At 60.4% G+C, this 25,360-nt stretch carries 26 protein-coding genes and 2 pseudogenes; 19 read left to right on the forward strand and 9 right to left on the reverse strand.

What is annotated here, in order from left to right; translation table 11 throughout:
• Positions 1–76 precede the first annotated feature (76 nt).
• Positions 77–976: a polysaccharide deacetylase family protein gene (locus J1D76_RS08680; RefSeq protein WP_421137902.1), complete on the forward strand. Its 900-nt coding sequence runs from the start codon at positions 77–79 to the stop codon at positions 974–976.
• Between the two features lie 119 nt (positions 977–1,095).
• Positions 1,096–1,335 carry a DUF1652 domain-containing protein gene (locus J1D76_RS08685; protein WP_421137903.1) on the forward strand — a complete coding sequence of 80 codons (240 nt, stop codon included), beginning with the start codon at positions 1,096–1,098 and terminating at the stop codon, positions 1,333–1,335.
• A gap of 60 nt (positions 1,336–1,395) precedes the next feature.
• Here the strand turns inward: J1D76_RS08685 and J1D76_RS08690 are convergent, their stop codons facing one another.
• Positions 1,396–2,283, reverse strand: coding sequence for a LysR family transcriptional regulator (locus tag J1D76_RS08690; protein WP_421137904.1), 888 nt, complete (start codon positions 2,281–2,283; stop codon positions 1,396–1,398).
• 127 nt (positions 2,284–2,410) lie between these two features.
• Here J1D76_RS08690 and J1D76_RS08695 point away from each other — a divergent pair, with 127 nt between their 5' ends.
• The 9 genes from J1D76_RS08695 to J1D76_RS08735 all read left to right on the forward strand — a co-directional run bounded on the left by J1D76_RS08695 (position 2,411) and on the right by J1D76_RS08735 (position 10,413).
• Positions 2,411–3,559: a muconate cycloisomerase family protein gene (locus J1D76_RS08695; RefSeq protein WP_421137905.1), complete on the forward strand. Its 1,149-nt coding sequence runs from the start codon at positions 2,411–2,413 to the stop codon at positions 3,557–3,559.
• 10 nt (positions 3,560–3,569) lie between these two features.
• A complete protein-coding gene (gene catC, locus J1D76_RS08700) occupies positions 3,570–3,860 on the forward strand; it encodes a muconolactone Delta-isomerase (protein ID WP_421137906.1) in 291 nt (96 codons plus the stop codon).
• A gap of 55 nt (positions 3,861–3,915) precedes the next feature.
• A complete protein-coding gene (gene catA, locus J1D76_RS08705; RefSeq protein ID WP_421137907.1) occupies positions 3,916–4,845 on the forward strand; it encodes a catechol 1,2-dioxygenase in 930 nt (309 codons plus the stop codon).
• 151 nt (positions 4,846–4,996) lie between these two features.
• A complete protein-coding gene (locus J1D76_RS08710; RefSeq protein WP_421137908.1) occupies positions 4,997–5,956 on the forward strand; it encodes an AraC family transcriptional regulator in 960 nt (319 codons plus the stop codon).
• Between the two features lie 225 nt (positions 5,957–6,181).
• Complete coding sequence (gene benA / locus J1D76_RS08715; RefSeq protein ID WP_421137909.1) at positions 6,182–7,546, forward strand: benzoate 1,2-dioxygenase large subunit; 1,365 nt, start codon at positions 6,182–6,184, stop codon at positions 7,544–7,546.
• Positions 7,543–8,031, forward strand: coding sequence for a benzoate 1,2-dioxygenase small subunit (gene benB, locus J1D76_RS08720; protein ID WP_421137910.1), 489 nt, complete (start codon positions 7,543–7,545; stop codon positions 8,029–8,031). The genes benA and benB overlap by 4 nt, the downstream gene beginning before the upstream one ends.
• Positions 8,032–8,041: 10 nt before the next feature.
• Positions 8,042–9,055 (forward strand): benzoate 1,2-dioxygenase electron transfer component BenC, encoded by a 1,014-nt coding sequence (gene benC / locus J1D76_RS08725; RefSeq protein ID WP_421137911.1) that lies wholly within the window; start codon positions 8,042–8,044, stop codon positions 9,053–9,055.
• Positions 9,056–9,192: 137 nt separating this feature from the next.
• On the forward strand, positions 9,193–9,966 hold the full coding sequence (locus tag J1D76_RS08730; RefSeq protein ID WP_421137912.1) for a 1,6-dihydroxycyclohexa-2,4-diene-1-carboxylate dehydrogenase: 774 nt from the start codon (positions 9,193–9,195) through the stop codon (positions 9,964–9,966).
• 246 nt (positions 9,967–10,212) lie between these two features.
• A complete protein-coding gene (locus tag J1D76_RS08735) occupies positions 10,213–10,413 on the forward strand; it encodes an SPOR domain-containing protein (protein WP_421137913.1) in 201 nt (66 codons plus the stop codon).
• An 88-nt stretch (positions 10,414–10,501) separates the two neighbouring features.
• Here J1D76_RS08735 and J1D76_RS08740 read toward each other — a convergent pair.
• Together J1D76_RS08740 and J1D76_RS08745 are read right to left on the reverse strand one after the other, a co-directional pair.
• Positions 10,502–10,585 (reverse strand): annotated as a pseudogene (locus J1D76_RS08740) (cell envelope protein SmpA); the annotation flags it as partial.
• Positions 10,586–10,669: 84 nt separating this feature from the next.
• Positions 10,670–10,909, reverse strand: coding sequence for a hypothetical protein (locus tag J1D76_RS08745; RefSeq protein WP_421137914.1), 240 nt, complete (start codon positions 10,907–10,909; stop codon positions 10,670–10,672).
• 168 nt (positions 10,910–11,077) lie between these two features.
• Between J1D76_RS08745 and J1D76_RS08750 the strand changes: the two genes are divergently transcribed.
• The 5 genes from J1D76_RS08750 (at position 11,078) to J1D76_RS08770 (ending at position 15,110) form a co-directional block, all read left to right on the forward strand.
• Positions 11,078–11,263 carry a hypothetical protein gene (locus J1D76_RS08750; RefSeq protein ID WP_421137915.1) on the forward strand — a complete coding sequence of 62 codons (186 nt, stop codon included), beginning with the start codon at positions 11,078–11,080 and terminating at the stop codon, positions 11,261–11,263.
• Between the two features lie 100 nt (positions 11,264–11,363).
• Positions 11,364–11,699 carry a hypothetical protein gene (locus J1D76_RS08755; RefSeq protein ID WP_421137916.1) on the forward strand — a complete coding sequence of 112 codons (336 nt, stop codon included), beginning with the start codon at positions 11,364–11,366 and terminating at the stop codon, positions 11,697–11,699.
• A gap of 174 nt (positions 11,700–11,873) precedes the next feature.
• Complete coding sequence (locus J1D76_RS08760; protein WP_421137917.1) at positions 11,874–13,163, forward strand: NAD(P)/FAD-dependent oxidoreductase; 1,290 nt, start codon at positions 11,874–11,876, stop codon at positions 13,161–13,163.
• Positions 13,164–13,188: 25 nt separating this feature from the next.
• The gene (locus J1D76_RS08765) at positions 13,189–13,743 is read left to right on the forward strand and encodes a helix-turn-helix domain-containing protein (RefSeq protein ID WP_421137918.1); all 555 of its coding nucleotides are present in this window, start codon (positions 13,189–13,191) and stop codon (positions 13,741–13,743) included.
• A 20-nt stretch (positions 13,744–13,763) separates the two neighbouring features.
• Positions 13,764–15,110 carry a glutamine synthetase family protein gene (locus J1D76_RS08770; protein WP_421137919.1) on the forward strand — a complete coding sequence of 449 codons (1,347 nt, stop codon included), beginning with the start codon at positions 13,764–13,766 and terminating at the stop codon, positions 15,108–15,110.
• Between the two features lie 385 nt (positions 15,111–15,495).
• Here the strand turns inward: J1D76_RS08770 and J1D76_RS08775 are convergent.
• The 3 genes and pseudogenes from J1D76_RS08775 to J1D76_RS08785 all read right to left on the reverse strand — a co-directional run.
• Positions 15,496–15,666: pseudogene (locus J1D76_RS08775) on the reverse strand (cytosine permease); the annotation flags it as partial.
• A 183-nt stretch (positions 15,667–15,849) separates the two neighbouring features.
• The gene (locus J1D76_RS08780) at positions 15,850–16,893 is read right to left on the reverse strand and encodes an LLM class flavin-dependent oxidoreductase (protein ID WP_421137920.1); all 1,044 of its coding nucleotides are present in this window, start codon (positions 16,891–16,893) and stop codon (positions 15,850–15,852) included.
• Positions 16,894–17,098: 205 nt separating this feature from the next.
• A complete protein-coding gene (locus tag J1D76_RS08785; RefSeq protein ID WP_421137921.1) occupies positions 17,099–17,584 on the reverse strand; it encodes a flavin reductase family protein in 486 nt (161 codons plus the stop codon).
• 324 nt (positions 17,585–17,908) lie between these two features.
• On the opposite strand from J1D76_RS08785, the gene J1D76_RS08790 reads away from it, so the two are divergent.
• Positions 17,909–19,315, forward strand: a complete 1,407-nt coding sequence (locus J1D76_RS08790; RefSeq protein WP_421137922.1) for a purine-cytosine permease family protein — start codon at positions 17,909–17,911, stop codon at positions 19,313–19,315.
• Positions 19,316–19,384: 69 nt separating this feature from the next.
• On the opposite strand, the gene J1D76_RS08795 is transcribed toward J1D76_RS08790, so the two are convergent.
• Both J1D76_RS08795 and J1D76_RS08800 read right to left on the reverse strand, forming a co-directional pair.
• A complete protein-coding gene (locus J1D76_RS08795; RefSeq protein WP_421137923.1) occupies positions 19,385–20,005 on the reverse strand; it encodes a glutathione S-transferase family protein in 621 nt (206 codons plus the stop codon).
• Between the two features lie 242 nt (positions 20,006–20,247).
• Complete coding sequence (locus J1D76_RS08800; RefSeq protein WP_421137924.1) at positions 20,248–21,813, reverse strand: hypothetical protein; 1,566 nt, start codon at positions 21,811–21,813, stop codon at positions 20,248–20,250.
• A gap of 321 nt (positions 21,814–22,134) precedes the next feature.
• On the opposite strand from J1D76_RS08800, the gene J1D76_RS08805 reads away from it, so the two are divergent.
• Positions 22,135–23,235, forward strand: coding sequence for a polyamine ABC transporter substrate-binding protein (locus tag J1D76_RS08805; protein WP_421137925.1), 1,101 nt, complete (start codon positions 22,135–22,137; stop codon positions 23,233–23,235).
• A 152-nt stretch (positions 23,236–23,387) separates the two neighbouring features.
• Here J1D76_RS08805 and J1D76_RS08810 read toward each other — a convergent pair whose 3' ends face one another.
• Complete coding sequence (locus J1D76_RS08810; protein WP_421137926.1) at positions 23,388–24,176, reverse strand: AraC family transcriptional regulator; 789 nt, start codon at positions 24,174–24,176, stop codon at positions 23,388–23,390.
• Positions 24,177–24,260: 84 nt separating this feature from the next.
• Between J1D76_RS08810 and J1D76_RS08815 the strand changes: the two genes are divergently transcribed.
• The gene (locus tag J1D76_RS08815; protein WP_421137927.1) at positions 24,261–25,259 is read left to right on the forward strand and encodes a bile acid:sodium symporter family protein; all 999 of its coding nucleotides are present in this window, start codon (positions 24,261–24,263) and stop codon (positions 25,257–25,259) included.
• Positions 25,260–25,360 lie beyond the last annotated feature (101 nt).

The following is a 25,360-nucleotide window of genomic DNA, read 5'->3' on the forward strand; positions in this document are numbered from 1 at the left end:
GCCAGCGACGGATGAACGGGCGAAGGATTGTTGCCAATTGAAGTAGCGACCGCGACGGTCTGGCCCAAGGCAGAAGATGAAACAGTTGTTCAAGTATTTAACGGTGTGCGCCCTGGCATTGGGGCTCGCGGGTTGCATCGCGGCGCCGATTGAATTGACCCCGCAGACGGCACAGCGTCTCAGTGCACAGCCGCCGATCCGTTTCCTGCTGACCTTCGACGACGGCCCCAGTGCCTCGGGATGGTGGAACCCCAGCATGACCGTGCTGGACAGCCTGGCGCAGAACCCGCTGCAACCTGGCATCAAGGCCGTGTTCTTCGTCCAGACCCGCGCGCCGCGTGCCGGAGGCAGCGCGTTGGGGCGCGACATCATGCGTCGCGAGCAGGCCGAAGGTCACATCCTCGGTTTCCACACGGCCACACCCTGGCACACCAATCATCGCTCGCTGGAGCCGCAAGTATTGGAGCAATCGCTGACCGATGGCAGCGCCGATATCGCTGCGATCACCGGCGCCCCGCCGATCCTGCTGCGCCCGCCATTCTGGAACTATGACAAGCGCACCTTCGCCGCGTATCAGCAACATGGCTTGCACGTTTTGCTCACCGACCTGAGCGCCAACGACGGCAAGATCTGGGGCTTCAACGCCAGCCCCCGGCGTCGCTCGCACATGTTGCGCTCCATGTCCGAGGTTCGCGAACGCATTGCCCGCGGTGAACTGCCGGTGGTCGATGGGGCGATTCCGGTGGTGGTGACCTTCCACGACCTCAATCGCTATACCGCGCGGCATACCCGCGAATACCTGCAGATTCTGCTCGACAGTGCCCGGGAGACCGGCGTGAAGGTCGCTGACAAGCCGTTCTACGACGATCATGCCGCCTTGCAGCGGGCGGCACTGGCGCGCACGGTGCAGGACGATACGCAACCGGTGGCGTTGCCGGGGTTATGGAACTGGATCTGGGGCGGCAACTCCGACTGAAATGCAGAGATGCGAGCGATATAGCAAAATTGACGGCAATTTGCTGGCGCAAAATGAGCAATGTGTATCTATGCTGAGACGGATCCAATCCGCTGATTCAATCGCCGAGGCACCGGCCAATGGTTCCTATCTCAGTTATTTGCAACATTGTGGAGTCCGGTTTTGAACCGCTGTCTTGCGAATGCACGGAAAGCCTCGGGCTGCTGCGCATCGAGGTCTACGAGCCGGCCACCGGCCGGGTTGAACTGCTGATCAGCGGTGTGTCGACCGCCGAGTTGACCAGCGTGCGGGCAATTTCCGATTTCGTCGGCGAATTGCGCACCGAGATGAAGGCCGGGCGCCGGGCGTTTGCCGGTTGATACCTGGTTGATCCGAGGTTGGCCCACTCGCCACAGATGAACGTCGTCTGGGCGATCGTTTTATGTGGCCGGTGGCAGCAATTCATCAATCATCCGCAAGCAATGGTTGAGTCCCGGTGACACATCACCCACCCGTCGACTGAGAATGATCGGCGAGGTCGCGTTGTCCTCCAGCAATGGCGTAAAGCCGATGTCGTCACGGTGCAGCAACTGCACCGAGGCCGGCACCAGTGTCACCCCGATGCCTGCCCCCACCAGTCCAATCGCCGTTTGCAGTTCGTTGGTCCACTGCGCCACGTGGATACTCACGCCATAGGACTCGAACAGGGCGATCACATGGTCGGCGTAGCTGGGGCGTGGATTGCCGGGGTACAGCACAAAAGGCTCCCTGGCCAGTTCGCGCAGGCTGATGGGTCCGGCGAGTAACGGGTGGCCGGCGGGCAGGGCGGCGACCAGGCGATCTTCGGTGAGCACGGTCTGGACGATGGCCGGGTCGTCGATACGAATGCGCCCGAAACCGATGTCGATGCGCCCGGCCTTGAGTGCCTGCACCTGCTGCAACGTAGTCATTTCCGACAAACCCAACTCCAGTTCCAGCGGCTCGCCGCTGCGCAAGCGGCGGATCAACTCCGGTAGCACGCCATACAACGTCGAAGGCGCAAAGCCGATGCCCAGCCAGGTCTTCTCGCCCAGGCCGATGCGCCGCGTGTTGTCGCAGACTTTGCTCAGTTGTTCGAGCAGGGCAGTGGAGTGCTCATGGAAAAACCGTCCGGCGTCGGTCAGTTTCAGCGGTCGGCCACGCTCGAGCAGCATCACCCCCAGTTCCTCTTCCAGTTGCTGGATCTGCCGGCTCAGCGGCGGCTGGGCAATGTGCAAGCGTTCGGCCGCGCGGGTGAAGTTGAGGGTTTGAGCCAGCACCTGAAAGTAACGCAGGTGACGCAGTTCCATGAAGCCTCCGGATGTCAATCAGAAGAATACCTAATAGGTATCAAGCCAGACCAATTCTATATTGGCCGCCCGGAAAAAGCCGTATGAGAATCCGGATCAGAACTTCAAGAACCTGACGGGTATCGAAATGCTAGCAACTGCCATTGAGTCGATCGAGACGATCATTGTCGATCTGCCGACCATCCGCCCGCACAAGCTGGCCATGCACACCATGCAGAACCAGACCCTGGTGATCATTCGCGTGCGTTGCGCCGACGGCATCGAAGGCATCGGCGAAGCCACCACCATTGGTGGCCTGGCCTATGGCAATGAAAGCCCGGACAGCATCAAGACCAACATTGATGCGCATTTCACACCGTTACTGATCGGCCAGGACAGCAGCAACGTCAACGCCGCCATATTGCGTCTGGAACGCAGCATCCGCGGTAACACTTTCGCCAAGTCCGGCATCGAAACCGCACTGCTCGACGCCTTGGGCAAACGCCTCGGCCTGCCGGTCAGCGAATTGCTCGGCGGCCGTGTTCGCGATGCGCTGCCCGTTGCCTGGACCCTGGCCAGTGGTGATACCGATAAAGACATCGCCGAAGCAGAAAAAATGCTCGACCTGCGCCGTCATCGCATCTTCAAGCTGAAGATCGGTGCAGGCGAGGTCAACCGCGACCTGGCCCACGTCATCGCCATCAAGAAAGCCCTGGGCGACCGCGCCAGTGTGCGCGTGGACGTCAATCAGGCGTGGGACGAAGCGGTTGCGATTCGTGCCTGCCGCATTCTTGGCACCAATGGCATCGACCTGATCGAACAGCCGATCTCGCGCAACAATCGCGCCGGCATGGCCCGCCTCAACGCCATGAGCCCGGCGCCGATCATGGCCGACGAATCCATCGAATGCGTGGAAGATGCGTTCAACCTGGCCCGCGAAGGCGCGGCGTCGGTGTTCGCCCTGAAGATCGCCAAGAACGGTGGCCCGAGAGCCGTGCTGCGCACGGCCTCTATCGCCGAAGCGGCCGGTATCGCCCTGTATGGCGGCACCATGCTTGAAGGCGGCATCGGCACCATGGCTTCGGCCCAGGCGTTCATCACCCTGAACAAACTGGCGTGGGACACCGAGCTGTTCGGCCCGTTGTTGCTGACCGAGGACGTTCTCAGCGAGCCGCTGGTGTACCGCGATTTCGAACTGCACGTGCCAAAGACGCCGGGCCTGGGCCTGAACCTGGATGAGGAGCGCCTGGCGTTCTTCCGCCGCGACAAGACATCTACCGCCATTCATCAAGCCTGAGGAGAGCATTATGCTGTTCCACGTAAAAATGACCGTGAACCTGCCGGTCGACATGAATCCAGAGGCAGCCACCAAACTCAAGGCTGACGAAAAGGCCCTGGCCCAGCGCCTGCAAGAGCAGGGCAAATGGCGCCACCTGTGGCGCATCGCCGGGCACTACGCCAACTACAGCGTGTTCGATGTCGACAGCGTGCAGGAACTGCATGACCTGCTGATGCAATTGCCACTGTTTGCGTACATGGCCATCGAAATCGACGCGATGTGCCGGCACCCGTCTTCCATCCGTGACGATGACCGCTGAACCCAGCCTGTTCAGTTCGCTACGCTAATAATTACAAGATGAGGAACCTTAAAAAATGAACGTCAAGATTTCCCACACTGCCGAAGTCCAGAAATTTATCGAAGAGGCCAGCGGCCTGCTCAACGACGCGGGCAACCCGCGCACCAAGACGCTGGTGTATCGCATCCTGCGGGACTCGATCAACATCATCGAAGACCTGGCCGTGACGCCGGAAGAGTTCTGGAAAGCCGTCAACTACCTCAACGTGCTGGGTGCGCGCCAGGAAGCCGGGTTGCTGGTGGCCGGTATCGGTCTTGAGCACTACCTCGATCTGCTGATGGACGCCGAAGACGAGCAGGCCGGCAAGAGTGGCGGCACGCCGCGCACCATCGAAGGTCCGCTGTACGTGGCCGGTGCGCCACTGTCCGAGGGCGAAGCGCGCCTCGACGATGGTGTTGATCCAGGCGTGACCCTGTTCATGCAAGGTCGTGTGTTCAATACCGCTGGTGAACCGCTGGCCGGCGCCGTGGTGGACGTCTGGCACGCCAACACGGGCGGTACTTACTCATATTTCGATCCTGCGCAATCGGAATTTAATCTGCGCCGCCGTATCGTCACCGATGCCGAAGGCCGCTACCGTTTCCGTAGCATCGTGCCGTCGGGCTACGGCTGCCCACCGGACGGTCCGACCCAGCAATTGCTCGATCAACTGGGCCGTCACGGCCAGCGCCCGGCGCACGTGCACTTCTTCATTTGCGCGCCGGATCATCGTCACCTGACCACCCAGATCAACCTCGATGGCGAAAAGTACCTGCATGACGATTTCGCCTACGCTACCCGTGACGAGTTGATTGCAAAGATCACCTTCAGCGATGATCAGCAGCGTGCAGCGGCCCATGGCGTGAGCGGGCGGTTTGCCGAGATCGAGTTTGACTTCACCTTGCAATCGACGGCCCAGCCGCAAGAGCAACAGCGCATGGAGCGGGTTCGCGCACTGGAAGACTGACAACACACCCTGTAGGAGCGAGCCTGCTCGCGATGGACTTGAGAACGCCACGTTTAGCCAGTAAACACGCGCTATCGTTAGAGACCATCGCGAGCAGGCTCGCTCCTACAAGGGGTGGGGCAACCCCTTTGACAACAACGAGAGTGACCTGATGATGCAAGCGCAACTGTTGAGTCAGCGCAGCCGGGTGTTCGACCAGGCCGACCCTTATGCGGTGTCGGGCTACGTCAACCAGCACGTCGGCAACCATTGCATCCTCATGCCCCGTGCAGGAAGGCCGCTGGCCAGTCTCGACCATCGCAAATTCGCCAGCCTCGACTTGTGCCGCATCAGCTACGGCGCCAGTGTGCGGGTCACCTCGGGCGCGCTGGAGAACATCTATCACCTGCAAGTGTTGCTGCGCGGGCATTGCCTGTGGCGCGGGCACGGGCAGGAACATTACTTCGCCCCCGGCGAATTGTTGTTGATCAATCCCGACGATCCGGTGGACCTGACGTACTCCGCCGATTGCGAAAAATTCATCCTGAAGATTCCCACCCGCTTGTTCGAATCGGTGTGCGATGAGCAGCGCTGGGAGTATCCGGGGCAGGGCGTGCGGTTCCTCGAGAATCGCTACCAACTGGGCGAGCTGGAAGGGTTCGTCAACCTGCTGGCGATGATTTGCCAGGAAGCCGAGGCCACGGAGCAGATCCCCCGCGTACAGGAGCATTACGCGCAGATCATCACCAGCAAGATGCTGAGCCTGATGAAAACCAACGTCAGTCGCTTCAGCAGCGGATCTCAGGCGGCCACGTTCGAGGCGATTGCCGATTACATTGCCCGTCACCTCAAGCAGGACCTCGACGGTGAAGCCCTCGCGCGCCAGGCCCACATGAGCTTGCGTTCACTGTACGGATTGTTCGAGCGCAACGCCGGTGACACGCCGAAAAACTACATCCGCCGCAAGCGCCTTGAATCGATCAACGCGTGCCTGCGCGACCCGACCTGCAACGTGCGCAACATCACCGAAGTGGCGATGGACTACGGCTTCCTGCACCTGGGGCGGTTCTCCGACAGCTACCGCAGACAGTTCGGCGAATTGCCCTCCGATACCCTCAAGCGTCGTCACTGAATCAATATCCCCTGTAGGCGCTGGCTTGCCAGCGAAGAGGGCGTGTCAGTCGCCATTTATCTTGCTGACCCACCGCTTTCGCTGGCAAGCCAGCTCCTACAAGGGATTGGTGTCCATCCCAAGCCCTGCACAAAACGGATAATGGTCTGCACCCCGCGGATAGTCCGCCCCATCGCCCCGTCCTAGCATGGCCCTGCCTGAATAAAAACAATGGAGGCGGCGGCCATGACCCTGCGACCCGAATACCTTCACGCCCTGCTCGAAGACGACAAAGAACAGGGCGTCTATCGCTGCAAACGCGAGATGTTCACCGACCCGCGGCTGTTCGACCTGGAGATGCAGTACATCTTCGAAGGCAACTGGCTGTACCTGGCCCACGAAAGCCAGATCCCCAACATCAACGATTTCTACACCACCACCATGGGGCGCCAGTCGATCTTCATCGCGCGCAACAAGGACGGTGTGCTCAACGCCTTCATCAACGCGTGCAGTCACCGTGGCGCGACCCTGTGCCGGCACAAGTCTGGCAACAAGAGTTCCTACACCTGCCCGTTCCACGGCTGGACCTTCAACAACTCCGGCAAGCTGCTCAAGGTCAAGGACCCGGCCAACGCCGGCTACCCGGCGAGCTTCAATTGCGAGGGCTCCCACGACCTGACCCGCGTGGCGCGTTTCGAGTCCTATCGTGGCTTCCTGTTCGGCAGCCTGAACGCCGACGTGCTGCCCTTGGTCGAACACCTGGGCGAGTCGGCGAAGATCATCGACATGATCGTCGACCAGTCCGCCGATGGCCTGGAAGTGCTGCGCGGCTCGTCGAGCTACCTCTACGAAGGCAACTGGAAACTCACCGCGGAAAACGGCGCCGATGGTTACCACGTCAGCTCCGTGCACTGGAACTACGCCGCCACCCAAAACCAGCGCAAGCAGCGTGAAGCGGGTGACACCAACCCAACCATGAGCGCCGGCACCTGGGCCAAGCAGGGCGGTGGTTTCTATTCCTTCGACAAGGGCCACATGCTGCTCTGGACCCGTTGGTCCAACCCCGAGGACCGTCCGTTGTACGAGCGTCGCGATGAGCTGGCCCAGGACTTCGGCAAGGCCCGCGCCGACTGGATGATCGAGAACTCGCGCAACCTGTGCCTGTACCCGAACGTGTACCTGATGGACCAGTTCAGCTCGCAGATCCGCATCGCCCGGCCGATCTCGGTCAATCGCACGGAGATCACCATCTACTGCATCGCCCCCAAAGGCGAAAGCGACCACGCCCGCTCCAGCCGCATTCGCCAGTACGAGGACTTCTTCAACGTCAGCGGCATGGCCACGCCCGACGACCTGGAGGAGTTCCGCTCCTGCCAGACCAGCTACCAGGGCAGCGTCACCACCTGGAACGACATGTCCCGCGGCGCCGAACACTGGATCGAAGGCGCCGACGACGCCGCCAGGGAAATCGACCTGCATCCGTTGCTCAGCGGTGTACGCACCGAGGACGAGGGGCTGTTCGTGCTGCAACACAAGTATTGGCAACAGACCATGCTCAAGGCCCTGGCTGCCGAGCAGTCGAAGCTGATCGCCGTGGAGGACGTGCAATGACCATCACCTTTGATGCCGTGCGCGATTTTCTCTACCGCGAAGCGCGCTACCTCGATGATCGCCAGTGGGACGAATGGCTGGAACTGTACGCCGCACACGCGACGTTCTGGATGCCGTCGTGGGACGACAACGACGAATTGACCGAGGATCCGCAGCGGGAAATTTCGCTGATCTGGTACGGCAACCGCACGGGGCTGGAAGACCGCATCTTCCGCATCAAGACCGAGCGCTCCAGCGCCAGCGTGCCGGACACCCGCACCTCGCACAACATCAGCAACATCGAGCTGCTCGAACAGGCCGACGGTGTGTGCAAGGTGCGCTTCAACTGGCACACCCTGAGTTTTCGCTACAAGACCGTCGACAGCTATTTCGGCAGCAGTTTCTACACCCTCGACGTGCGCGGTGAAAGCCCGCTGATCCTGGTCAAGAAAGTGATCCTGAAGAACGACTACGTTCGTCAGCTGATCGATGTTTACCACTTGTAAGGCAGCCGTCATGACCCATTCAATCGCATTCAATTTCGAAGACGGCGTCACCCGGTTCATCGACGCCAATGCCGGCGAAACCGTGGCCGATGCCGCGTACCGCCAGGGCATCAACATCCCGCTGGACTGCCGCGACGGCGCCTGCGGCACCTGCAAGTGTTTTGCCGAGGCGGGTCGATACGACTTGGGCGAGGAGTACATCGAAGACGCCCTCAGCCCCGAAGAGGCAAAGCAGGGTTTTGTCCTGACCTGCCAGATGCGCGCCCAAAGTGATTGCGTGGTGCGCGTGCCGACGTCTTCAGAGGTCTGCCGTACACGGCAGGCCAGTTACGACGCGACCATCAGCGCCGTACGGCAACTGTCCGACAGCACCATCGCGCTGTCGATCAAGGGCGAGTCCTTGAGCAAACTGGCGTTCCTGCCGGGGCAGTACGTGAACCTGGGAATTCCGGGCAGCGAGCAGACCCGTGCTTATTCGTTCAGCTCGTTGCAGCGTGATGGCGAGGTCAGTTTCCTGATTCGCAACGTGCCGGGCGGCTTGATGAGCAGCTTCCTGACCGGCATGGCCAAGGCCGGCGACAGCATGAGCCTGGCGGGCCCTCTGGGCAGTTTCTACCTGCGCGATATCCGTCGGCCGCTGTTGCTGCTGGCCGGTGGCACCGGGCTGGCGCCGTTCACCGCGATGCTGGAGAAGATCGCCGAGCAGGGCAGTGAGCATCCGCTGCATTTGATCTATGGCGTGACCCACGATTTGGACCTGGTCGAACTGGATCGCCTCGAAGCCCTGGCGAAGCGGATTGCGAATTTCACCTTCAGCGCCTGCGTTGCCAGCCCGGAAAGTCGGCACCCGCTCAAGGGCTATGTGACCCAGCACATCGAGCCCAGGCATTTGAACAATGGCGACGTCGACGTCTACCTGTGCGGCCCGCCGCCGATGGTCGAGGCGGTCAGCCAGTTCATTCGCGAACAAGGCATCGCACCGGCCAACTTCTTCTACGAAAAGTTCGCCGCCAGCGCGGCGTGAGCCGATCCCCTGTGGAAGTGACCGCACATTTTGTGCGCGACGCCGACCCCTGGCGCCTGTAAGTCCGCTTTCGCGAGCAGGCTCGCTCCTACAGGGTTGTGGTTTCGTCTGAGCCGATATTGACCGATGAGGGACACATGAACAGATTTCAAGACAAAGTCGCGCTGATCACCGGCGCCGCACAAGGCATCGGTCGGCGGGTAGCCGAGCGCATGGCTGAAGAGGGCGCGAAGCTGATCCTGGTGGATCGTTCCGAGACGGTGTTCGACGTCCAGCAACAACTGGCTGCGACGTGCCAGGTGCTGGCCCTGACCGCCGACCTTGAACAGTACGAGGACTGCAGCCGGGTGATGCAAACGGCGGTCGAGCGCTTCGGGCGACTGGATGTGCTCATCAATAACGTGGGTGGCACGATCTGGGCCAAGCCGTTCGAGCATTATGAAGCGGCGCAGATCGAGGCCGAGGTCCGTCGTTCGTTGTTTCCGACCTTGTGGTGTTGCCATGCCGCGTTGCCATTCATGCTGGAGCAGGGCAGCGGGGCGATTGTCAATGTGTCGTCAATCGCCACCCGCAGCCTCAACCGCGTGCCCTATGGCGCGGCCAAGGGCGGGGTGAATGCCTTGACCGCTTGCCTGGCGTTCGAAACCGCCGGACGGGGTGTGCGGGTCAATGCCACCGCGCCGGGTGGCACCGAAGCACCGCCACGGGTCATTCCACGCAACAGTGCGGCGCAAAGCGAACAGGAAAAAATCTGGTATCAGCAGATCGTCGACCAAACCCTCGACAGCAGTTTGATGAAACGCTACGGAACACTGGATGAACAAGCGGCGGCGATTCTGTTTCTGGCCAGCGACGACGCGTCCTATATCACCGGCATGGTCATGCCCGTGGGTGGTGGTGATCAAGGCTGAGGGGAGTGCAATCCGGGACTATGCCGTCCGCTTCCAGCTCCAGACCGTTTTATGACACAGGCGTGAAGTGCAGCATTCGGCCAGGACCTCGATCGGGTGGCTGTTGGCATCATTTGAACGGTCAATGTGACAAAAAGTGCGCCCGTTATCTGGAATTTCCTCGGCGACGTCTGGTCGGTATTTGGGAGAAGGGCGGGTGTAAGGTAGGCACGTCAGCCGGATATCACTGCCTGAAAGGAGGTGACTATGAGTGTTCCGATGTTGAACAAAATGCACATGAACGGTTATGACGTACTCAGCGTGAACAACGGTCCCTGGCGGGTCTGCACCCAGGGTGACCGGCTTGGATCGTTTGCCAGTCGAGAGGAGGCCTTGGCGTTTGCGGCATCGCTGCCGGGCTACAGGGCTCGCACCGGCAAGCCGGCGAGTGCCCATACGACCAAATGAAGCAGCCTTCAAGCCCCGGTCTTCCGGGGCTTTTGCTGTGAAGCGATCAGTAACCGCCGCCGCTGCTGTGGGACGGTTCCCGTTCTTTTTACTGGAGGCGACTCCACTGCGCGCAGGTCATGAAACTCTTGTGGTCGACCAGGCCACGCCCATCGAAGCTGACGGGTCCTGGTAGATGGAATCGGTGCTGCAGCCTGCCAACACGGTCAGTACCAAAGCCTGCGCGAATCGAGGCCTGTTCATGGCAGCGCTCCCGTTATAGGGCCTTGTTGCGGCTGATAACCTTGGCTTTCACTTCCTCGGCATAGCCGGACAGTTTTTCTTCATCTCCCTGAAACAATGCACACAGTCTCTGAATGGCTTGCGCGTCGGCTTCGTTGCCGCTTTGGCGCAATTGCTGCTCGATGCGCAGCAGTTCTATCGCCGACCAGCGCAAATCTGACGCAAGCCCTTGCAGATCACGCCGAAGCACCTGTTCTGATTCGTTGAGCCACATATTGACCTCCTGAATGTTGCACTCCGAAATTTTAGACCCGATTGCCGCACGGGGCGTTGTGTTCGTCTGATTCAACGGGGTTTCCATTGGTCGGGAAACCGGTGGCGAACGTGAAAATCCGCTGTCCTATTCACGTGGCGGTTTTTCCATAGGGCAGGGCGACGTCAAATGATCACGACAGAAGATTTCCGGGCACAGGCCCATGAGTTGATCGCCGATCTGGATGCGGCCACCTCCGAGATGATGAACCTGATATCGGCCCACCAACTCAGCGGGCCGGAGTGGGAGCGGGTGACGCTATGGCAGCACCAAGCCTACGAAAGATGGATGGAACACCTGAACGCAAGGAACTAAACCGGCAAGTTGCTATCAATGACTGGCGCTAAGCATGCCATGGGTGGATGGTCGGGCGACAGCGAGCTACATTTTCATTTTCCGGACCTAAGGATGCGCCATGCGGATGTTGATGGGGGGAGTGGTGCTGGCATTGCTGGCCGGGTGTTCGTTGCCGGCGTCGCTGGTACCGGGCGAGCCGAATGTCAGCAAGCACAGTGAGAAAGCGCCAAAAGAATATGCCGCGTGCGTGTTGCCGGCCTGGCAAAAAGAGATACCGAAAACCACGCAGGTTTCCATTTCCAATGGCTACCGGATCACTGCACCCAGCGTGATCACGGCTGACGAAGTGCTGGACGTCGTCAAGTACAAGGAAGGCAGCCAGGTGTCCTTGTACCAGGGGCCACCCTGGGCCAAATCGGGTGACCTGCGCAAAATCGTTCGCGACTGTTTGTAAGGCGCGATACCGCATAGGCTGCCGCAGATTCGTTGATTCCGGATTGCTTGACACGCCTGAATCAAAAAACCGCCCAGGTTCGCTTGGGCGGTTTTTTTTGCGCATGATTTGCCTGTGTGAAATTTACCGTGTATTTTTTCATGAAATTAAAAATACAAAATTTCACGAGGCCGTATGTTTCAGCACGCCAGTCAGCATGTCGCCAGTTATTACGCCCATAGTTGCGCCGATCGCTTGGTCAATCGAGCCGCACTGGAAGGTGAACAAGACACCGAAGTGCTGATTATCGGAGCCGGTTTCAGTGGCTTGCACACGGCTCTGCGCTTGGCGCTGGCGGGCAAGCGCGTGACCTTGCTCGAAGCCAGTCGGGTGGCCTGGGCTGCATCCGGGCGTAACGGCGGTCAGGCGATTCTGGGTTGGTCGTGTGACATGCCACCGCTGGAGGCTGCGCTGGGTTACGAGCGGGCGCGCAGATTGTGGGACGGCATGCGCTGGGCGGCGCGCGAACTGCGTGATTTGCCGGGCCGTCATGAGTTCGATTGTGACTACCGTGCCGGCCATCTCTGGACTTCGGTGATGCCCCGTCGGGTCGGCTTGCTGACCGAATGGCAACACGAGGCCAGCCACAAGTGGGGCCACGACAAATTGCAGTTCATTGCCCGGGAACAGTTACCGGAGTGGGTGGCCAGCGATCGCTATCAGGCCGGCCTGTTCGATCCCGAAGGCGGGCATTTGAACCCGCTGAAACTGGCTTTGGGTCTTGCCGATGCAATTGAACGGGCAGGCGGGCATATCTACGAGCAAAGCAAGGCGTTGAGCTATAGCGAGCAGGGCGATGGCTTTGTGGTGACGACCGGGCGCGGGCGTATTCGCGGCAAAGTGCTGGTGCTGGCGTGCAACGCTTATCTGGATCGACTCGACCCGCAACTGGCCAGTTGCGTGTTGCCGGTCGGCACGTACCAGGTCGCAACGGCGCCGCTCACTCGGGACCAGGCCATCGCGCTGTTGCCGAGCAACGTGTGCGTGACCGACAACCAGTTCGTGCTCGATTATTTCCGGCGCACCCCGGATAACCGCTTGTTGTTCGGCGGTGGTTGCACTTACCTGGGCGGCATGCCCAAGGATATCGCCGTGGCAACCCGGCCGTTCCTGGAGCGTGTGTTCCCGCAACTCACCGGGGTCGATCTGGAGTTTGCCTGGGGTGGACACATCGACCTGACGCTTAAACGCACGCCGGATATTGGCCGCCGCGGCGATTTGTACTGGATGCAGGGCTATTCCGGGCATGGCGTGCTGCCGACGCTGGCGGCGGCGCGTGCGGTATCCGAGGCGATCCTCGGTCAGCCCGACGAACTGTCGCTGTACCAGGGCCTGAACAACGGCAGCTTCCCCGGCGGCAAATATTTCGCAGCGCCGCTGGAAGCCATCGGCAAGGCCTGGTATCGACTGCGCGACAGCATTTGAAGCGACACTTTCTGGAAGCCTCTTGATGGACATGCAAGAAGAAATCTCGGCGCTGGCGATCCTGATTCAGGACCTGCGCAAGCACAAGAAGTACACGCTCAAGGAGCTGGCAGACAAAATCGGCCGCTCCGTGGGTTTCCTGTCCCAGGTCGAGCGCGGTCTGTCGCGCCCGACGGTGGCGGACCTCACCGCCATCAGCGAAACCCTCGGCGTGCCAACCACCTACTTCTACAGCCTGCCCAAACCCATGGCCTTGCCTTGGGTCACCCGGCCGGACGAGCGCCGCACGCTGTACTACGCCGACGGCATCACCGACATCCTCGTCTCGCCAAAAATGCGCGCCTCGTTCTCGATGCTCGAAAGCCAGCTCGAACCCGGCGCCAGCAGTGGTGACCGGCATATGAAGGACAGCTCGGAGCAGGGCGGTTACGTCCTCGAAGGCGAACTGACCCTGTGGCTGGACGACAACGATCCGGTGACCTTGCGCCAAGGTGACAGTTTTCAACTGGCCAGCCATGCGCACTGTCGCTACGGCAACCTGTCCGACCAACTGACCCGCGTGCTTTGGGTTTACACCTGATAACAACAAGGACCAAAACGATGGATGCTGTGTGCTCTGAACTGCTGGCCGAGGTTCGCAACTTCCGCCATTGCAACCCCGAAGTGCGTTACGTCGACCTGATTTCCCTGGACATTCCGGGGCATTTCTACGGCAAGCGCTACCCGATCGAGATGCTGGAAAAAGTCGCGGCCGGCAGTGCGCTGAAGCTGCCGCAGAACTGCGTGTTGCTCGGCACCCAGGGCGGGCTGTTCAAGATTGGTGATTACTGCTTCAACGACGGCGATCCGGATGCGCTGCGCCGTTTGGTACCCGGCACGCTGAAGCTGGTGACTTGGGAGAAGCAGCCGCTGGGCCAAATGCTGATCACGTCCGACGGCACGGCAAAACCCATCGAATTCGAACCCCGCGAAGTGTTGGCGCAGGTGTTGAACCGGCTGCACGGTAAAGGCATTTTCCCGGTGGTGGCCTTCGAGCTGGAGTTTTACCTGTTCGACAGCCGTTTGAAGGACGGCTTGCCACAGTTCCCCCGTGACGAGTTGACCGGCGATGCCGATGATCAGCCGAACATGCACATCGAGCGCTTGTCGCGCTTTGCTCCGGTGCTCGATGAAATGGTCGAGACGGCGCGCGCTCAGGGCATCGATGCCACGGTGATCACCGCCGAACTCGGTCCGGGTCAGTTTGAAATCAACTTCGGCCATTGCGATGACGGCCTGCGTGCCGCCGACTGGGCCGCCCTTTTCTGTCGCAGCACCCGAGGCGTGGCGCTCAAGCACAACTACCGCGCCAGCTTCATGGCCAAACCCTACTTGCAGCACCCTGGCAGCGGCATGCACGTGCATGTGAGCCTGTATGACCAGGCCGGCAATAACCTGTTGGCGGCGAACGGGCAGCGGGCGTTGCGCCATGCGGTGGCCGGTTGCCTGGATGTTCTGCCGCACTGCATGCCGATTTTTGCCCCCAACCACAACGCCATGCGCCGCTTGAGCGGCACGGTGAACGTCGCGTCCCGCGCCAGTTGGGGCTTCGAGGATCGCGATGCTTGCTTGCGGATTCCGGAGTCGGACATCAAGAACCTGCGCATTGAACATCGCCTGGCCGGTGCCGATGCCAATCCGTATCTGGCGTTGGCGGCGATCCTGATCGGGTTGGAGCAGGGTCTGGAAGGGGAGCGTGAACCGATTGCGCCGCTCAACGAAGACCGCAGCAGTGGCATCGACTTTCCGTTGGAAATGCTCGAAGCGGTGCGGTCCATGCAACGTCATGAGGCGGTGCGCGAAGGCTTGGGAGCGGAGTTTGTCGACGTTTATTGCGAAAACAAGCGCCAGGATCAGCTGGCATTTCTGCATGACATCAGTGCACGGGAGTATCGCTGGTTTCTTTAGTCGCCCTTGAAATAATGTGGATATTTAAGGGGTTAGAAGTATTAGTAACTGGATGGTGAGTAAAAATATCTTGTTACAGGCCGAAATATTCCGTAATATTCGCGCCGCGTTCACCACCACGGTTTATGCATTTTTAAATCCCAGGCGTCCATCAGCTGCCTGGGATTTTTTTTGCCTGAAATTCCTGATCCTGTAGGAGCCGGCTTGCTGGCGACCGGGCGATGCGGTGTGACAGGCAAGCCGCCTTCGCTGGCAAGCCAGCTCCTACAGGTGATCTTCGTTATGCGGACGCCGGCAGCGGCGCACGTTTACCGAGTTTCATCAGCCAGTAGTAACTCAGCGCCGGCACCAGCAACCCGACAATCCACGCCAAGTCGACGCCATCCCGATAGCCAAAGAGCGCGACGACAAAGCACAACGCGCCGATCAGGTAGACGTTGCCGGACATCGGCAGCGGGCTGATCGACTCCAGCGCCTAGGCCGCAAGCAAGGTGTTGCTGACGAAGAAGCCCAGGTAGATCAGCATCACGAACAGCAGCGGCAGCACCGCGCCCACTTTTTGCGGTGAACCTCGTGGCCGCGATCATCTTGAGCATGAAGATGAAAGGAATTTTCCGAGGTCGATGGCAGCAATATCTACGTTGTTCATGGCAATGATCTCCGATGAGCCCCTATGAAAGCTTAGTGGGCGATCACAGGGGGCAGCGGGGTAGCCGTTTCATTCGTTGAGGTGTGCGGGTCAGCGGAACGCTGGCACTACGTGCTTGATGAACAGCGCCAGGGATTTTTTCTTTTCCGCGTGGGGCAGGCTGTTATCGCACCAGAAGCTGAATTCGTCGACACCCAGTTCCTGGTAGTACTTGATGCGTGGAATGATTTCTTCCGGGGTGCCGATCATCGCGGTCTTGTGCAGGCTTTCCAGTTCGAACTCGGGACGACCGGCGAATTTCTCTTCCGGGCTCGGCGCGAGGAAGCCGTTGACCGGAGTGGTCTTGTTGCCGAACCAGGCATCGAAGGTGCGATAAAACTTCGAGATCGCCTTGGCCCCGACTTCCCAGCCTTGCGGATCATCGGCGGTGTGCACGTGGGTGTGACGCAACACCATCAGTTGTGGGCGCGGCACGCCAGGGTTGTTGTCCAGGGCGGCCTGGAATTTGTTCTTCAGGTCGAGGACTTCCTCGTCGCCTTTCATCAGCGGCGTGACCATCACGTTGCAGCCGTTGGCCACGGCGAAGTTGTGCGAGTCCGGGTCGCGGGCGGCGATCCACATCGGTGGGTTCGGCTGCTGGATCGGCTTGGGCACGCTGGTGGAGGTAGGGAATTTCCAGATATCGCCGTCATGGGCGTAATCGCCTTTCCACAGGGCGCGTATCACCGGGACCATCTCACGCAGCGCCTGGCTGCCGGAGGACGCTGGCATGCCGCCGGCCATGCGGTCGAACTCGATCTGGTAGGCCCCGCGCGCCAAACCGACTTCCATGCGCCCGTTGCTGATCACGTCGAGCAATGCACATTCACCGGCCACCCGCAGCGGATGCCAGAACGGCGCGATGATGGTACCGGCGCCGAGGTGGATGGTGGTGGTCTTGCCGGCCAGATAGGCCAACAGCGGCATCGGGCTTGGCGAGATGGTGTACTCCATGGCGTGGTGTTCGCCGATCCACACGGTGCTGAAACCGCCGGCCTCGGCCATCAGGGTCAGTTCGGTCAGGTCTTCGAACAACTGGCGATGGCTGACGCTTTCGTCCCAACGTTCCATGTGTACGAACAGGGAAAACTTCATGACGCTTACCTCGGATCTTTTGTTGTTGGCCTGTCGATCGCCGGCCTGTTGATTATTGGTATACCGTAATACATGGTTTGTGCAAGTTTTTCTGTCTGGTCAGAGCAACCCTGTAGGAGCGGGCTTGCCCGCGAAGGCGGAGTGTCAGGCGACATCGATGTTGAATGTGCCGGACTCGTAACGGGCAAGCCCGCTCCTACAGGGGTCAGGCCAGAACGGGCAGGGCGCCCATCTTGCCGTGGCAATACACCAGCGGCCCGCTGCTCTGCTGGGGCACGATGAGGTTTTTCACGGCGCCGACCATGATCGCGTGGTCGCCACCTTCATATTCGCGCCACAACTCGCATTCAATCACCGCCGTGGCGTTGGCCAGAATCGGGTTACCCAACTCGCTCAGTGTCCACTCGATCCCCTGGGCCTTGTCCTTGCCTTTGCGCGCAAAGGCATAGGCCTCGCTTTGCTGACCGCCGGACAAGACGTGAATGGCGAAACGCTTGTTCTTGATCAACACCGGGTAGGAATCGCAGCTGTAGTTGGGGCAGAACAACACCAGGGCCGGGTCCATCGACAGCGAACTGAAGGCGCTGGCGGTCAGGCCGACGATCTGCCCGTCGTCATCCAGGGTGGTGATCACGGTCACTCCGGACGGGAAAGAACCCATGACTTGTTTGTAGATGGCGGCATCGATCATTGGACGGTCCTCGGGTGGTGTGACGCGGTTATTATGTGTTTGTAGGTCTGATGGTATACCGTAATACATCGTTTGCAAGGTCTTTTTTGGTGAACCGATAAACGTAGCGCTTGCGTCGGAAACTCAGTGAATACGGGGCTTTCAGCTAGCCAGTGCTGGCGTGGATCAGGCAGGATGCCGGTTCAGATGCCCGTGCAAAGACCGGATCAGTCTTGTTTAAAGTTTGGAATACCATAATATGGTCGGCATCTGAGGGGCGACCGCAGAGTCCCCCCGGTTTGGCTTCATACAAAGATAAGAACAGACAAACTCGAGTTCATGCACATGTCCCAGATGTCCCGGCAAGATCCGTTGATCGAGAACCACACGGTCGACTACGTTCCACTCGCAGAGCGCCACGGGAAGGCCCGCGATCTATTCACCCTGTGGTTCAGCACCAACATTGCGCCACTGCCCATTGTCACCGGCGCCATGGTGGTCCAGGTGTTCCACCTCAATCTGTTCTGGGGTTTGTTGGCGATAGCTCTCGGGCACATGATCGGTGGCGTGGTGATTGCCCTCGCATCGGCCCAAGGGCCGTGCATGGGGATTCCGCAGATGGTCCAGAGCCGCGGTCAGTTCGGCCGCTACGGCGCTCTGCTGATCGTGTTCTTCGCCGCAGTGATCTACATCGGCTTCTTCATTTCCAACATCGTGCTGGCGGGCAAGTCGATTGTCGGCATTGCGCCTTCGGTTCCGGTCCCGGCGAGCATCCTGATCGGTGCCCTCAGCGCCACGGCCATCGGGGTGATCGGCTATCGCTTCATCCATACCCTGAACCGCATCGGCACCTGGGTCATGGGCAGCGCCTTGCTCGCCGGTTTCCTCTTTATCTTCGCCCATGACCTGCCGGCGGACTTCTTCACCCGCGGTGGGTTCAACCTGTCGGGCTGGCTGGCCACGGTGTCGCTGGGCATCATCTGGCAGATCAGCTTCTCGCCGTATGTCTCGGATTACTCGCGCTACCTGCCAGCGGACATCGGGATCACCCGGCCATTCTTCGCCACCTACCTGGGCGCGACCTTGGGCACGATCCTGTCCTTTTCCTTTGGTGCCGTGGCGGTTTTGGCGACTCCGGAAGGCACCGAGGCAATGGCGGCGGTCAAACAATCCACCGGTTGGTTGGGGCCGATCCTGATGGTGTTGTTCCTGCTCAACATCATCAGCCACAACGCCCTGAATCTGTATGGCGCGGTGCTGTCGATCATCACCTCGATCCAGACTTTCGCCAGCCAGTGGACGCCGAGCATCAAGGTGCGCGTGGTGTTGTCGAGCATCGTACTGGCGGGGTGCTGCGTGGTGGCGCTGGGTGCTTCGGCGAACTTCATTTCGCAGTTCATCGGCCTGATCCTGGCGCTGTTGCTGGTGCTGGTGCCATGGGCCTCGATCAACCTGATCGACTTCTACCTGATCAAGGGCCGTCGCTATGACATCGCCTCGATCTTCCGCGCGGACGGGGGCATTTACGGTCGCTTCAACCTGCACGCGATCATTGCCTACTTCATCGGCATCATCGTGCAGTTACCGTTTGCCAATACCTCGCTGTACGTAGGCCCGTACGCCAACCTGGTCGACGGCGCGGACTTGTCATGGCTAGTGGGCCTGTTGGTGACATGTCCGTTGTATTACTGCCTCGCGACGCGCAATCAGCCGGCGCACAACCGTTCGGTGAAATTGGGCTACACCGACTGAGGCAAAAGCGTTTCGTGTTGACTGAAAATGCCCGGCGCTTTGTCGGGCATTTCTGTTTTCACGGTCCGCTCAATAAACCTTGAACACCTTCAGGCCGCGCTGTACGGCGGGCCTGGCTTCAATCGTGTCGAACCAGCGCGACAGCTGTGGCAACTGCTTCCAGTCCAGCCGATCCCGGAACGCGGTGGCAATGGTGAACGCCGAAATGTCGGCCATCGAGAACTGCTCGCCGGCCATGAAACCGGCCGTCAGAAAGCTTTCCGAGTAGGTCAGTTGCTCGATCACCCGCAGGTCGATGAGCGCTGCGGCCTTGTCGTGTCCCGCCTGGTGCAGGAAAAAAGCGGCATGGCTGGGGGCGATGACATCGGTGACGAAAAAGAAGTAGCGGTCGATCACCCGGGTGCGCGCAGGCCCCGGTTGCGACGGTGCCAGCCGTCCAGGTGCCTTGGTATCGGCGTACTGGATGATGGCGTTGGACTGATTGATGACCAGCACCGGCGTTATCCCGTGATCGATCAGGGTCGGCACTTTCCCGGCCGGATTCAGCGCCAGGAAGGCCGGCCCACGGTGCTCCTGTGCGTACAGGTCGAGCCGGCGAGCGGTGTAGGCGACGCCCGACTCTTCCAGGGCAATCGCTGCCCGCAGGCTGTTGCCGGTGTTGGCGCCGTACAGTTCGATTGGGTCGTTCATGGGCTATGGCTCTTGTAGGGGCGCACGAGCAGACAGCGAGCACTGCCGCTCATGTCAGTTTGATGAAAAACCGCCACAAAACGACGTTCACCTCGTTTGATAATAGCCCAGTGCTTCACAAGCCCGTCAGCCCAACGTTCTGTAGGAGCGAGCCTGCTCGCGAAGGCGGTGTAACCGTCGGCATCAACGCGTCGGGTAGATTGCTTTCGCGAGCAGGCTCGCTCCTACAAAAAAGCTTACCTTCAAGGTTGGCTGGCGCTTGGGTTCACGCCCTTGTCCCACACCGCCACCAGCCCGCCGAAAGTCCCGACATACGCCGTGCCATCCGGTGCCAGGGTGATCGGTGACCAGTTGTTGTCGAAGGCCTGGCCGACACCGGTCAGCGCCTTGAACTGAGTCTTGCCGCTGGCGAAATCCAGTGCCATCAGGTACCAGGCATTCTCGCCGTCGGTTTGTGGCTCGAAGGTGTAGAAGTACAGCAGGCCATTGCCTACCGACAGTTTCGGAACCACCGACGGCGAGCGTTCTTTCGATGCCCAGACCTGATCGCAGCCCGACTCGTCGGGGCGGATGTCGATACGGCTGATGCCACCGTGCACGGCGCCCCAGTCTTTCTGGGCGAAGGCACTGGTGTAGCCGGCGTTGTTCTCAAGGATGATCGAGCGACCCCAGCCGATGGCCGAGTTGTCGGTGGCCGAGGCGTTGTTGTCGAACACCGGCAGCTTGCAGATCAGGCGATGGCCGGCAAAGTCCTGCTCGCGACGGTAGACCAGCAGGTTGATGCGTCCGTCGCTGTTGTCGGTGATGGTGACGTAGCGCTCGCCGAGCAGGGTCGGGGTGGTGCCGCTGCCCTGGTTGATCGCGCCGACCTTGCGCCCGGTGCCACGGTCGTAGGCTTCGCGCCAGCCTTGCACGGGCTTGCCTTCGGCATCGGCGGCGAAGCGGTACATGGCGTGATCAGACACCAGGTAAACGCCATCGGTCGCCACCGACAAGCCGTTCTGGATTTCTTCGTTGGCCAGTTGAATGCCCTGTATTGCGCCAGTGTTCGGGTTCAGCGTGCCGATGCGTCCACGCCGGGTGATCCACCAGATCAAGCCCAGGTGATCGGGCATGACCCCGGTGATCGGGTCGCATTCACCCTTGGGGAACCACGAGGTCGGGCGCACGCAATCGTGCGGGACATTGGCGCTCAGGTCCCAGTCATCGACCTTCTCGAATGACCACGCGCCGGTAGCGTCCTGGTGATGCACGACGCGCTGGATGTGCTGCTCGGCATCGGCGATGACCACGCGATTGTGTTCATCGACATAGAAATAGGCGCCGGAGGTGTCCGCCATGATCTTGTCCGGGTCCAGGGTGATCAGTGCATGGAACGTCGACGGACGCGGTGGCAGCGGGTAGCGGGCCAGCAACTTGAGGGTGCGCGGTTCGAGCAATTGCAGTTCGAACTGCATCAGGTTGGCGCACAGCACCACCAGGCGGCCCTGCTGGTCGAAGGTGTGAATCGGGCACATGCCGCCGGGCTTGCGGCTGCCGTCGCGGCTGCTGGTTTGCATGTCTTGGCCCAACGGACCGGGGCCGGGGTGCGTGTCGGAACTGTAGCCATCGGCATGCATGTAGCTGCTGCCGTTGCGCGCCATGAACGGGTTGGCCGGCACGGCACCGCTTAACGGACGGGCGCTGGCCGCACCACCGATCAACGCGGTGGCTTGGCCGGCGCTGGTCAGCGGTTGCGGGTCATAGGGTTCGGAACAGGCACTGAGCAGGCCGAGCAGGGGCAGGGCAAGCAGGAGTGAAGCACGCATCGACGCCTCGCGATTTGTTGTTGGTGTGATGCGCAATAAGCAGCCACCGCGTTGCGCAGGCATCGGCTGTTTGGACTAACTGGCGCATCGCACTGATCAATACGGACACTGATTTTGGCCGTTTCGGTCTCCTTTTGGCCTGCCTCAGGCTGTAAACCGCGGCCGCCGTCAGCAAGAATCAGAGGCGGGTGGCAGAGTCAGCCAACCCGGTTCAAATCACAACCAGACGCTTCACTTCCTTGCCCTTGGCTATTTTCAAGGCCGCTGCCGTGTACAGAACATAAAAACATCGAACTCACGCCACACTTGGGGAAATGATCCATGGACACAATGAAACGCTTGCTGGGCGCCACCGTCTGCGGACTGTCACTGCTGGCCTGCGCGGTGCACGCCGAGCAGCGCGAACTACGCGTGTACAACTGGGCAGACTACATCCTGCCGTCCGTGCCCCAGGATTTCGCCAAGGACACCGGGATCAAGGTGACCTGGGACACCTTCGACACCAACGAGTCCCTGGAAGCCAAATTGCTGACCGGCAACTCCGGTTACGACCTGGTGGTGCCGTCGAACCAGTTCATCGAAACCCAGATCAAGGCCGGCGTGTTCCAGAAACTCGACAAGTCCAAGCTGCCGAACTGGTCGCACCAGGACCCGGCGTTGCTCAAGTTGCTGGACAAGAACGACCCGGGCAACCAGTACGGCGTGCCTTACATGTATGGCACGGTGTTGATCGGCTTCAACCCGGCCAAGGTCAAGGCGGCGCTCGGTGACAATGCGCCGGTGGACAGCTGGGACCTGGTGTTCAAGCCCGAGAACATGGCCAAGCTCAAGTCATGTGGCGTCGCGATGCTCGACTCGCCATCGGAGATCCTGCCGCTGGCCCTGCATTACTTGGGTCTGGACCCGAACAGCCAGAACCCGGATGACTACGAAAAAGCCAAGGCGCTGATGCTCAAGGTTCGCCCATACGTCACCTACTTCAACTCCGCCAAATACATGACCGACATCGCCAACGGCGACATCTGCGTGGCCATCGGTTACTCAGGCAGCTTCTATCAATTCGGCAATCGGGCCAAAGAAGCGGGTAACGGCGTAGTTGTCGATTGGCGTCTGCCGAAAGAGGGCGCGCCGATCTGGTTCGATACCTTCGCCATTCCAAAAAGTGCGAAGAACGTCGCCGAGGCCCACCAATTCCTCAATAACCTGCTGGATCCGAAAGTCATCGCGCCGATCAGCGACTTCCTCGGTTACCCGAATGCAAACAAGGACTCGCTGGTAATGATCAACAAGGACATCACCGGCAACCCCAACCTGACACCGACCAGCGAAGCGCTGAAGACTTTGTACGTGGTGCAGCCATTGCCGCAAAAAATGGAGCGTGTGCGCACACGGGTGTGGACCAGCATCAAGTCCGATCAGTAATCGAAGGCCCTGTAGGAGCTGGCTAGCCAGCGAAGACAGTGTGCCAGGCACCATCAATGGTGACTGAATCACCGCTTTCGCGGGCAAGCCCGCTCCTACAGGTGATTGATGTCGAACACAAATCCCGCGCACGACAAAAAACCACTGCAGGCCTATCGGAAGAATTCACCGGGTGTTTCACCGAACTGCTGGCGGAAGGCGGCGATAAACGCCGATGTCGAATCGTAGCCGCAGGCCAGCGCCACATCGGTGACTCGCTCGCCCTGTTCCAGAGGCGTCAGGGCGCCGAGCAGGCGCAAGCGCTGGCGCCAGGCGCGGAAGGTCAGCCCCGTGTCGCGCAGGAACAGGCGACTGAGGGTCTTCTCGGTGACCGCGAATTTCTCGCTCCAATGACTGAGCGTGGTCTGTTGCTCCGGGTGCGACTCCAGGCTTTGCGCGATCTGCCGCAAACGGCTGTCCTGGGGCAGCGGCAGCATCAAATCGATCTGTGGCGCCTCGGCCAACTGATCCAGAATCACCTGGGCCAACCGACCGTGCGGGCCGTCCTGATCGTATTCCACCGGCACCTGGCTGAACGTGCGGATCAACTCGCGCAACAAATCGCTGACGCCCAGCACATGGCAACCGGGCGGTGCCCAGGTTGAGACGCTGCAATCGATGTACAGGCTGCGCATTTCCGTGCGCGGCGAGCTGAATACCCGATGCGGCATGCCCGCCGGAATCCACACCGCGCGCTCCGGCGGGGCGACGAAGCGCCCGGCGCCGGTCTGTATCTCGAGGACGCCAGCAATCGCATAGGACAGCTGCACCCACGGGTGGCTGTGACGCCGGGTCAGTGCGCGATTGGGCAGTGATTCGGTGCGACCGTAGAGCGGTCGTGGCAGGCTGGACAGCCCGGGGATAGTGCGCCGGATACTCTTGTCATGTCCTTTAGTCGGCATCTGCTGGCTCATCGGCGTTAGTCGGTAATATCCAGTCACGTTAGAGTCGCTTCCACGTACTGGCAACCCCCGGATGATCAAACCATGACGCGCCCCCGTTTGTTACCCGACAACTTCACCCTGACCTTGATCGGCGTGGTCACGCTCGCCAGCCTGTTACCCGCCAGCGGCCAGGTCGCGGTCGGTTTTGGCTGGCTGACCAACATCGCCATCGCGCTGCTGTTTTTCCTGCATGGCGCCAAGCTGTCCCGCGAATCGATCATTGCCGGTGCCGGGCACTGGCGCCTGCATTTGTTGGTGTTCAGCCTGACCTTCGTGCTGTTCCCGCTGCTAGGCCTGGCGCTCAAACCAGTGTTGTCACCGCTGATCGGCAAAGATTTGTACATGGGCATGCTGTACCTCTGCGCACTGCCCGCGACGGTGCAGTCGGCGATTGCCTTTACGTCGCTGGCGCGGGGCAATATTCCGGCGGCGATCTGCAGTGCCGCGGCGTCCAGCCTGTTCGGGATTTTCCTCACGCCGTTGCTGGTGACCCTGCTGCTGAATGTCCATGGCGAAGGCTCCTCGACCCTCGATGCGATCCTCAAGATCAGCGTGCAATTGCTGCTGCCGTTCATTGCCGGGCAAATCGCACGGCGCTGGATTGGCAACTGGGTGGCGCGCAACAAGAGCTGGTTGAAGTTTGTCGATCAGGGTTCGATTCTGCTGGTGGTGTACGGGGCGTTCAGTCAAGCGGTGATCGAAGGCCTGTGGCATCAGATCCCGCTGCTGGACCTGGTTGGCCTGGTGGTGGCTTGCTGCATCGTTCTGGCGCTGGTATTGGTGGCCTCGACGGTGCTGGGCAAGGCATTCGGTTTCAATCAGGAAGACCGCATCACCATTCTTTTCTGCGGCTCGAAGAAAAGCCTGGCGACCGGGGTGCCGATGGCGCAGGTGTTGTTCGCCGGCAGCACCATTGGCGTGTTGATCCTGCCGCTGATGCTGTTCCACCAGATTCAACTGATGGTCTGTGCGGTGCTGGCGCAACGTTATGCCAAGCGACCCGAATCGATCCCGGAGCTGATGGCCCAGGTCGATCCTTGATCGATTGATCCGAACCCCACCCAGGCGGCTCGCGGGAGTCGCCTCTGTCGCAGGGTCACTGGTTGACGGGTGGACTGTTGAATTGATCGGTGGAGCTCTGA

The sequence above is a fragment of the Pseudomonas sp. NFX15 genome (genome assembly GCF_049132105.1).
GTDB lineage: Bacteria > Pseudomonadota > Gammaproteobacteria > Pseudomonadales > Pseudomonadaceae > Aquipseudomonas.

Coding starts and splice junctions, on each gene's coding strand:
- catA (WP_421137907.1), top strand. CDS start 3,916: ATGAACGTCAAGATTTCCCACACTGCCGAAGTCCAGAAATTTATCGAA.
- J1D76_RS08735 (WP_421137913.1), top strand. CDS start 10,213: ATGAGTGTTCCGATGTTGAACAAAATGCACATGAACGGTTATGACGTA.
- J1D76_RS08795 (WP_421137923.1), bottom strand. CDS start 20,005: ATGAACGACCCAATCGAACTGTACGGCGCCAACACCGGCAACAGCCTG.
- J1D76_RS08800 (WP_421137924.1), bottom strand. CDS start 21,813: ATGCGTGCTTCACTCCTGCTTGCCCTGCCCCTGCTCGGCCTGCTCAGT.
- catC (WP_421137906.1), top strand. CDS start 3,570: ATGCTGTTCCACGTAAAAATGACCGTGAACCTGCCGGTCGACATGAAT.
- J1D76_RS08815 (WP_421137927.1), top strand. CDS start 24,261: ATGACGCGCCCCCGTTTGTTACCCGACAACTTCACCCTGACCTTGATC.
- J1D76_RS08790 (WP_421137922.1), top strand. CDS start 17,909: ATGTCCCAGATGTCCCGGCAAGATCCGTTGATCGAGAACCACACGGTC.
- J1D76_RS08690 (WP_421137904.1), bottom strand. CDS start 2,283: ATGGAACTGCGTCACCTGCGTTACTTTCAGGTGCTGGCTCAAACCCTC.
- J1D76_RS08685 (WP_421137903.1), top strand. CDS start 1,096: ATGGTTCCTATCTCAGTTATTTGCAACATTGTGGAGTCCGGTTTTGAA.
- J1D76_RS08785 (WP_421137921.1), bottom strand. CDS start 17,584: ATGATCGATGCCGCCATCTACAAACAAGTCATGGGTTCTTTCCCGTCC.
- J1D76_RS08810 (WP_421137926.1), bottom strand. CDS start 24,176: ATGCCGACTAAAGGACATGACAAGAGTATCCGGCGCACTATCCCCGGG.
- J1D76_RS08770 (WP_421137919.1), top strand. CDS start 13,764: ATGGATGCTGTGTGCTCTGAACTGCTGGCCGAGGTTCGCAACTTCCGC.
- benA (WP_421137909.1), top strand. CDS start 6,182: ATGACCCTGCGACCCGAATACCTTCACGCCCTGCTCGAAGACGACAAA.
- J1D76_RS08755 (WP_421137916.1), top strand. CDS start 11,364: ATGCGGATGTTGATGGGGGGAGTGGTGCTGGCATTGCTGGCCGGGTGT.
- J1D76_RS08765 (WP_421137918.1), top strand. CDS start 13,189: ATGGACATGCAAGAAGAAATCTCGGCGCTGGCGATCCTGATTCAGGAC.
- J1D76_RS08750 (WP_421137915.1), top strand. CDS start 11,078: ATGATCACGACAGAAGATTTCCGGGCACAGGCCCATGAGTTGATCGCC.
- J1D76_RS08780 (WP_421137920.1), bottom strand. CDS start 16,893: ATGAAGTTTTCCCTGTTCGTACACATGGAACGTTGGGACGAAAGCGTC.
- J1D76_RS08680 (WP_421137902.1), top strand. CDS start 77: ATGAAACAGTTGTTCAAGTATTTAACGGTGTGCGCCCTGGCATTGGGG.
- J1D76_RS08745 (WP_421137914.1), bottom strand. CDS start 10,909: ATGTGGCTCAACGAATCAGAACAGGTGCTTCGGCGTGATCTGCAAGGG.
- benC (WP_421137911.1), top strand. CDS start 8,042: ATGACCCATTCAATCGCATTCAATTTCGAAGACGGCGTCACCCGGTTC.
- benB (WP_421137910.1), top strand. CDS start 7,543: ATGACCATCACCTTTGATGCCGTGCGCGATTTTCTCTACCGCGAAGCG.
- J1D76_RS08695 (WP_421137905.1), top strand. CDS start 2,411: ATGCTAGCAACTGCCATTGAGTCGATCGAGACGATCATTGTCGATCTG.
- J1D76_RS08760 (WP_421137917.1), top strand. CDS start 11,874: ATGTTTCAGCACGCCAGTCAGCATGTCGCCAGTTATTACGCCCATAGT.
- J1D76_RS08805 (WP_421137925.1), top strand. CDS start 22,135: ATGGACACAATGAAACGCTTGCTGGGCGCCACCGTCTGCGGACTGTCA.
- J1D76_RS08710 (WP_421137908.1), top strand. CDS start 4,997: ATGATGCAAGCGCAACTGTTGAGTCAGCGCAGCCGGGTGTTCGACCAG.
- J1D76_RS08730 (WP_421137912.1), top strand. CDS start 9,193: ATGAACAGATTTCAAGACAAAGTCGCGCTGATCACCGGCGCCGCACAA.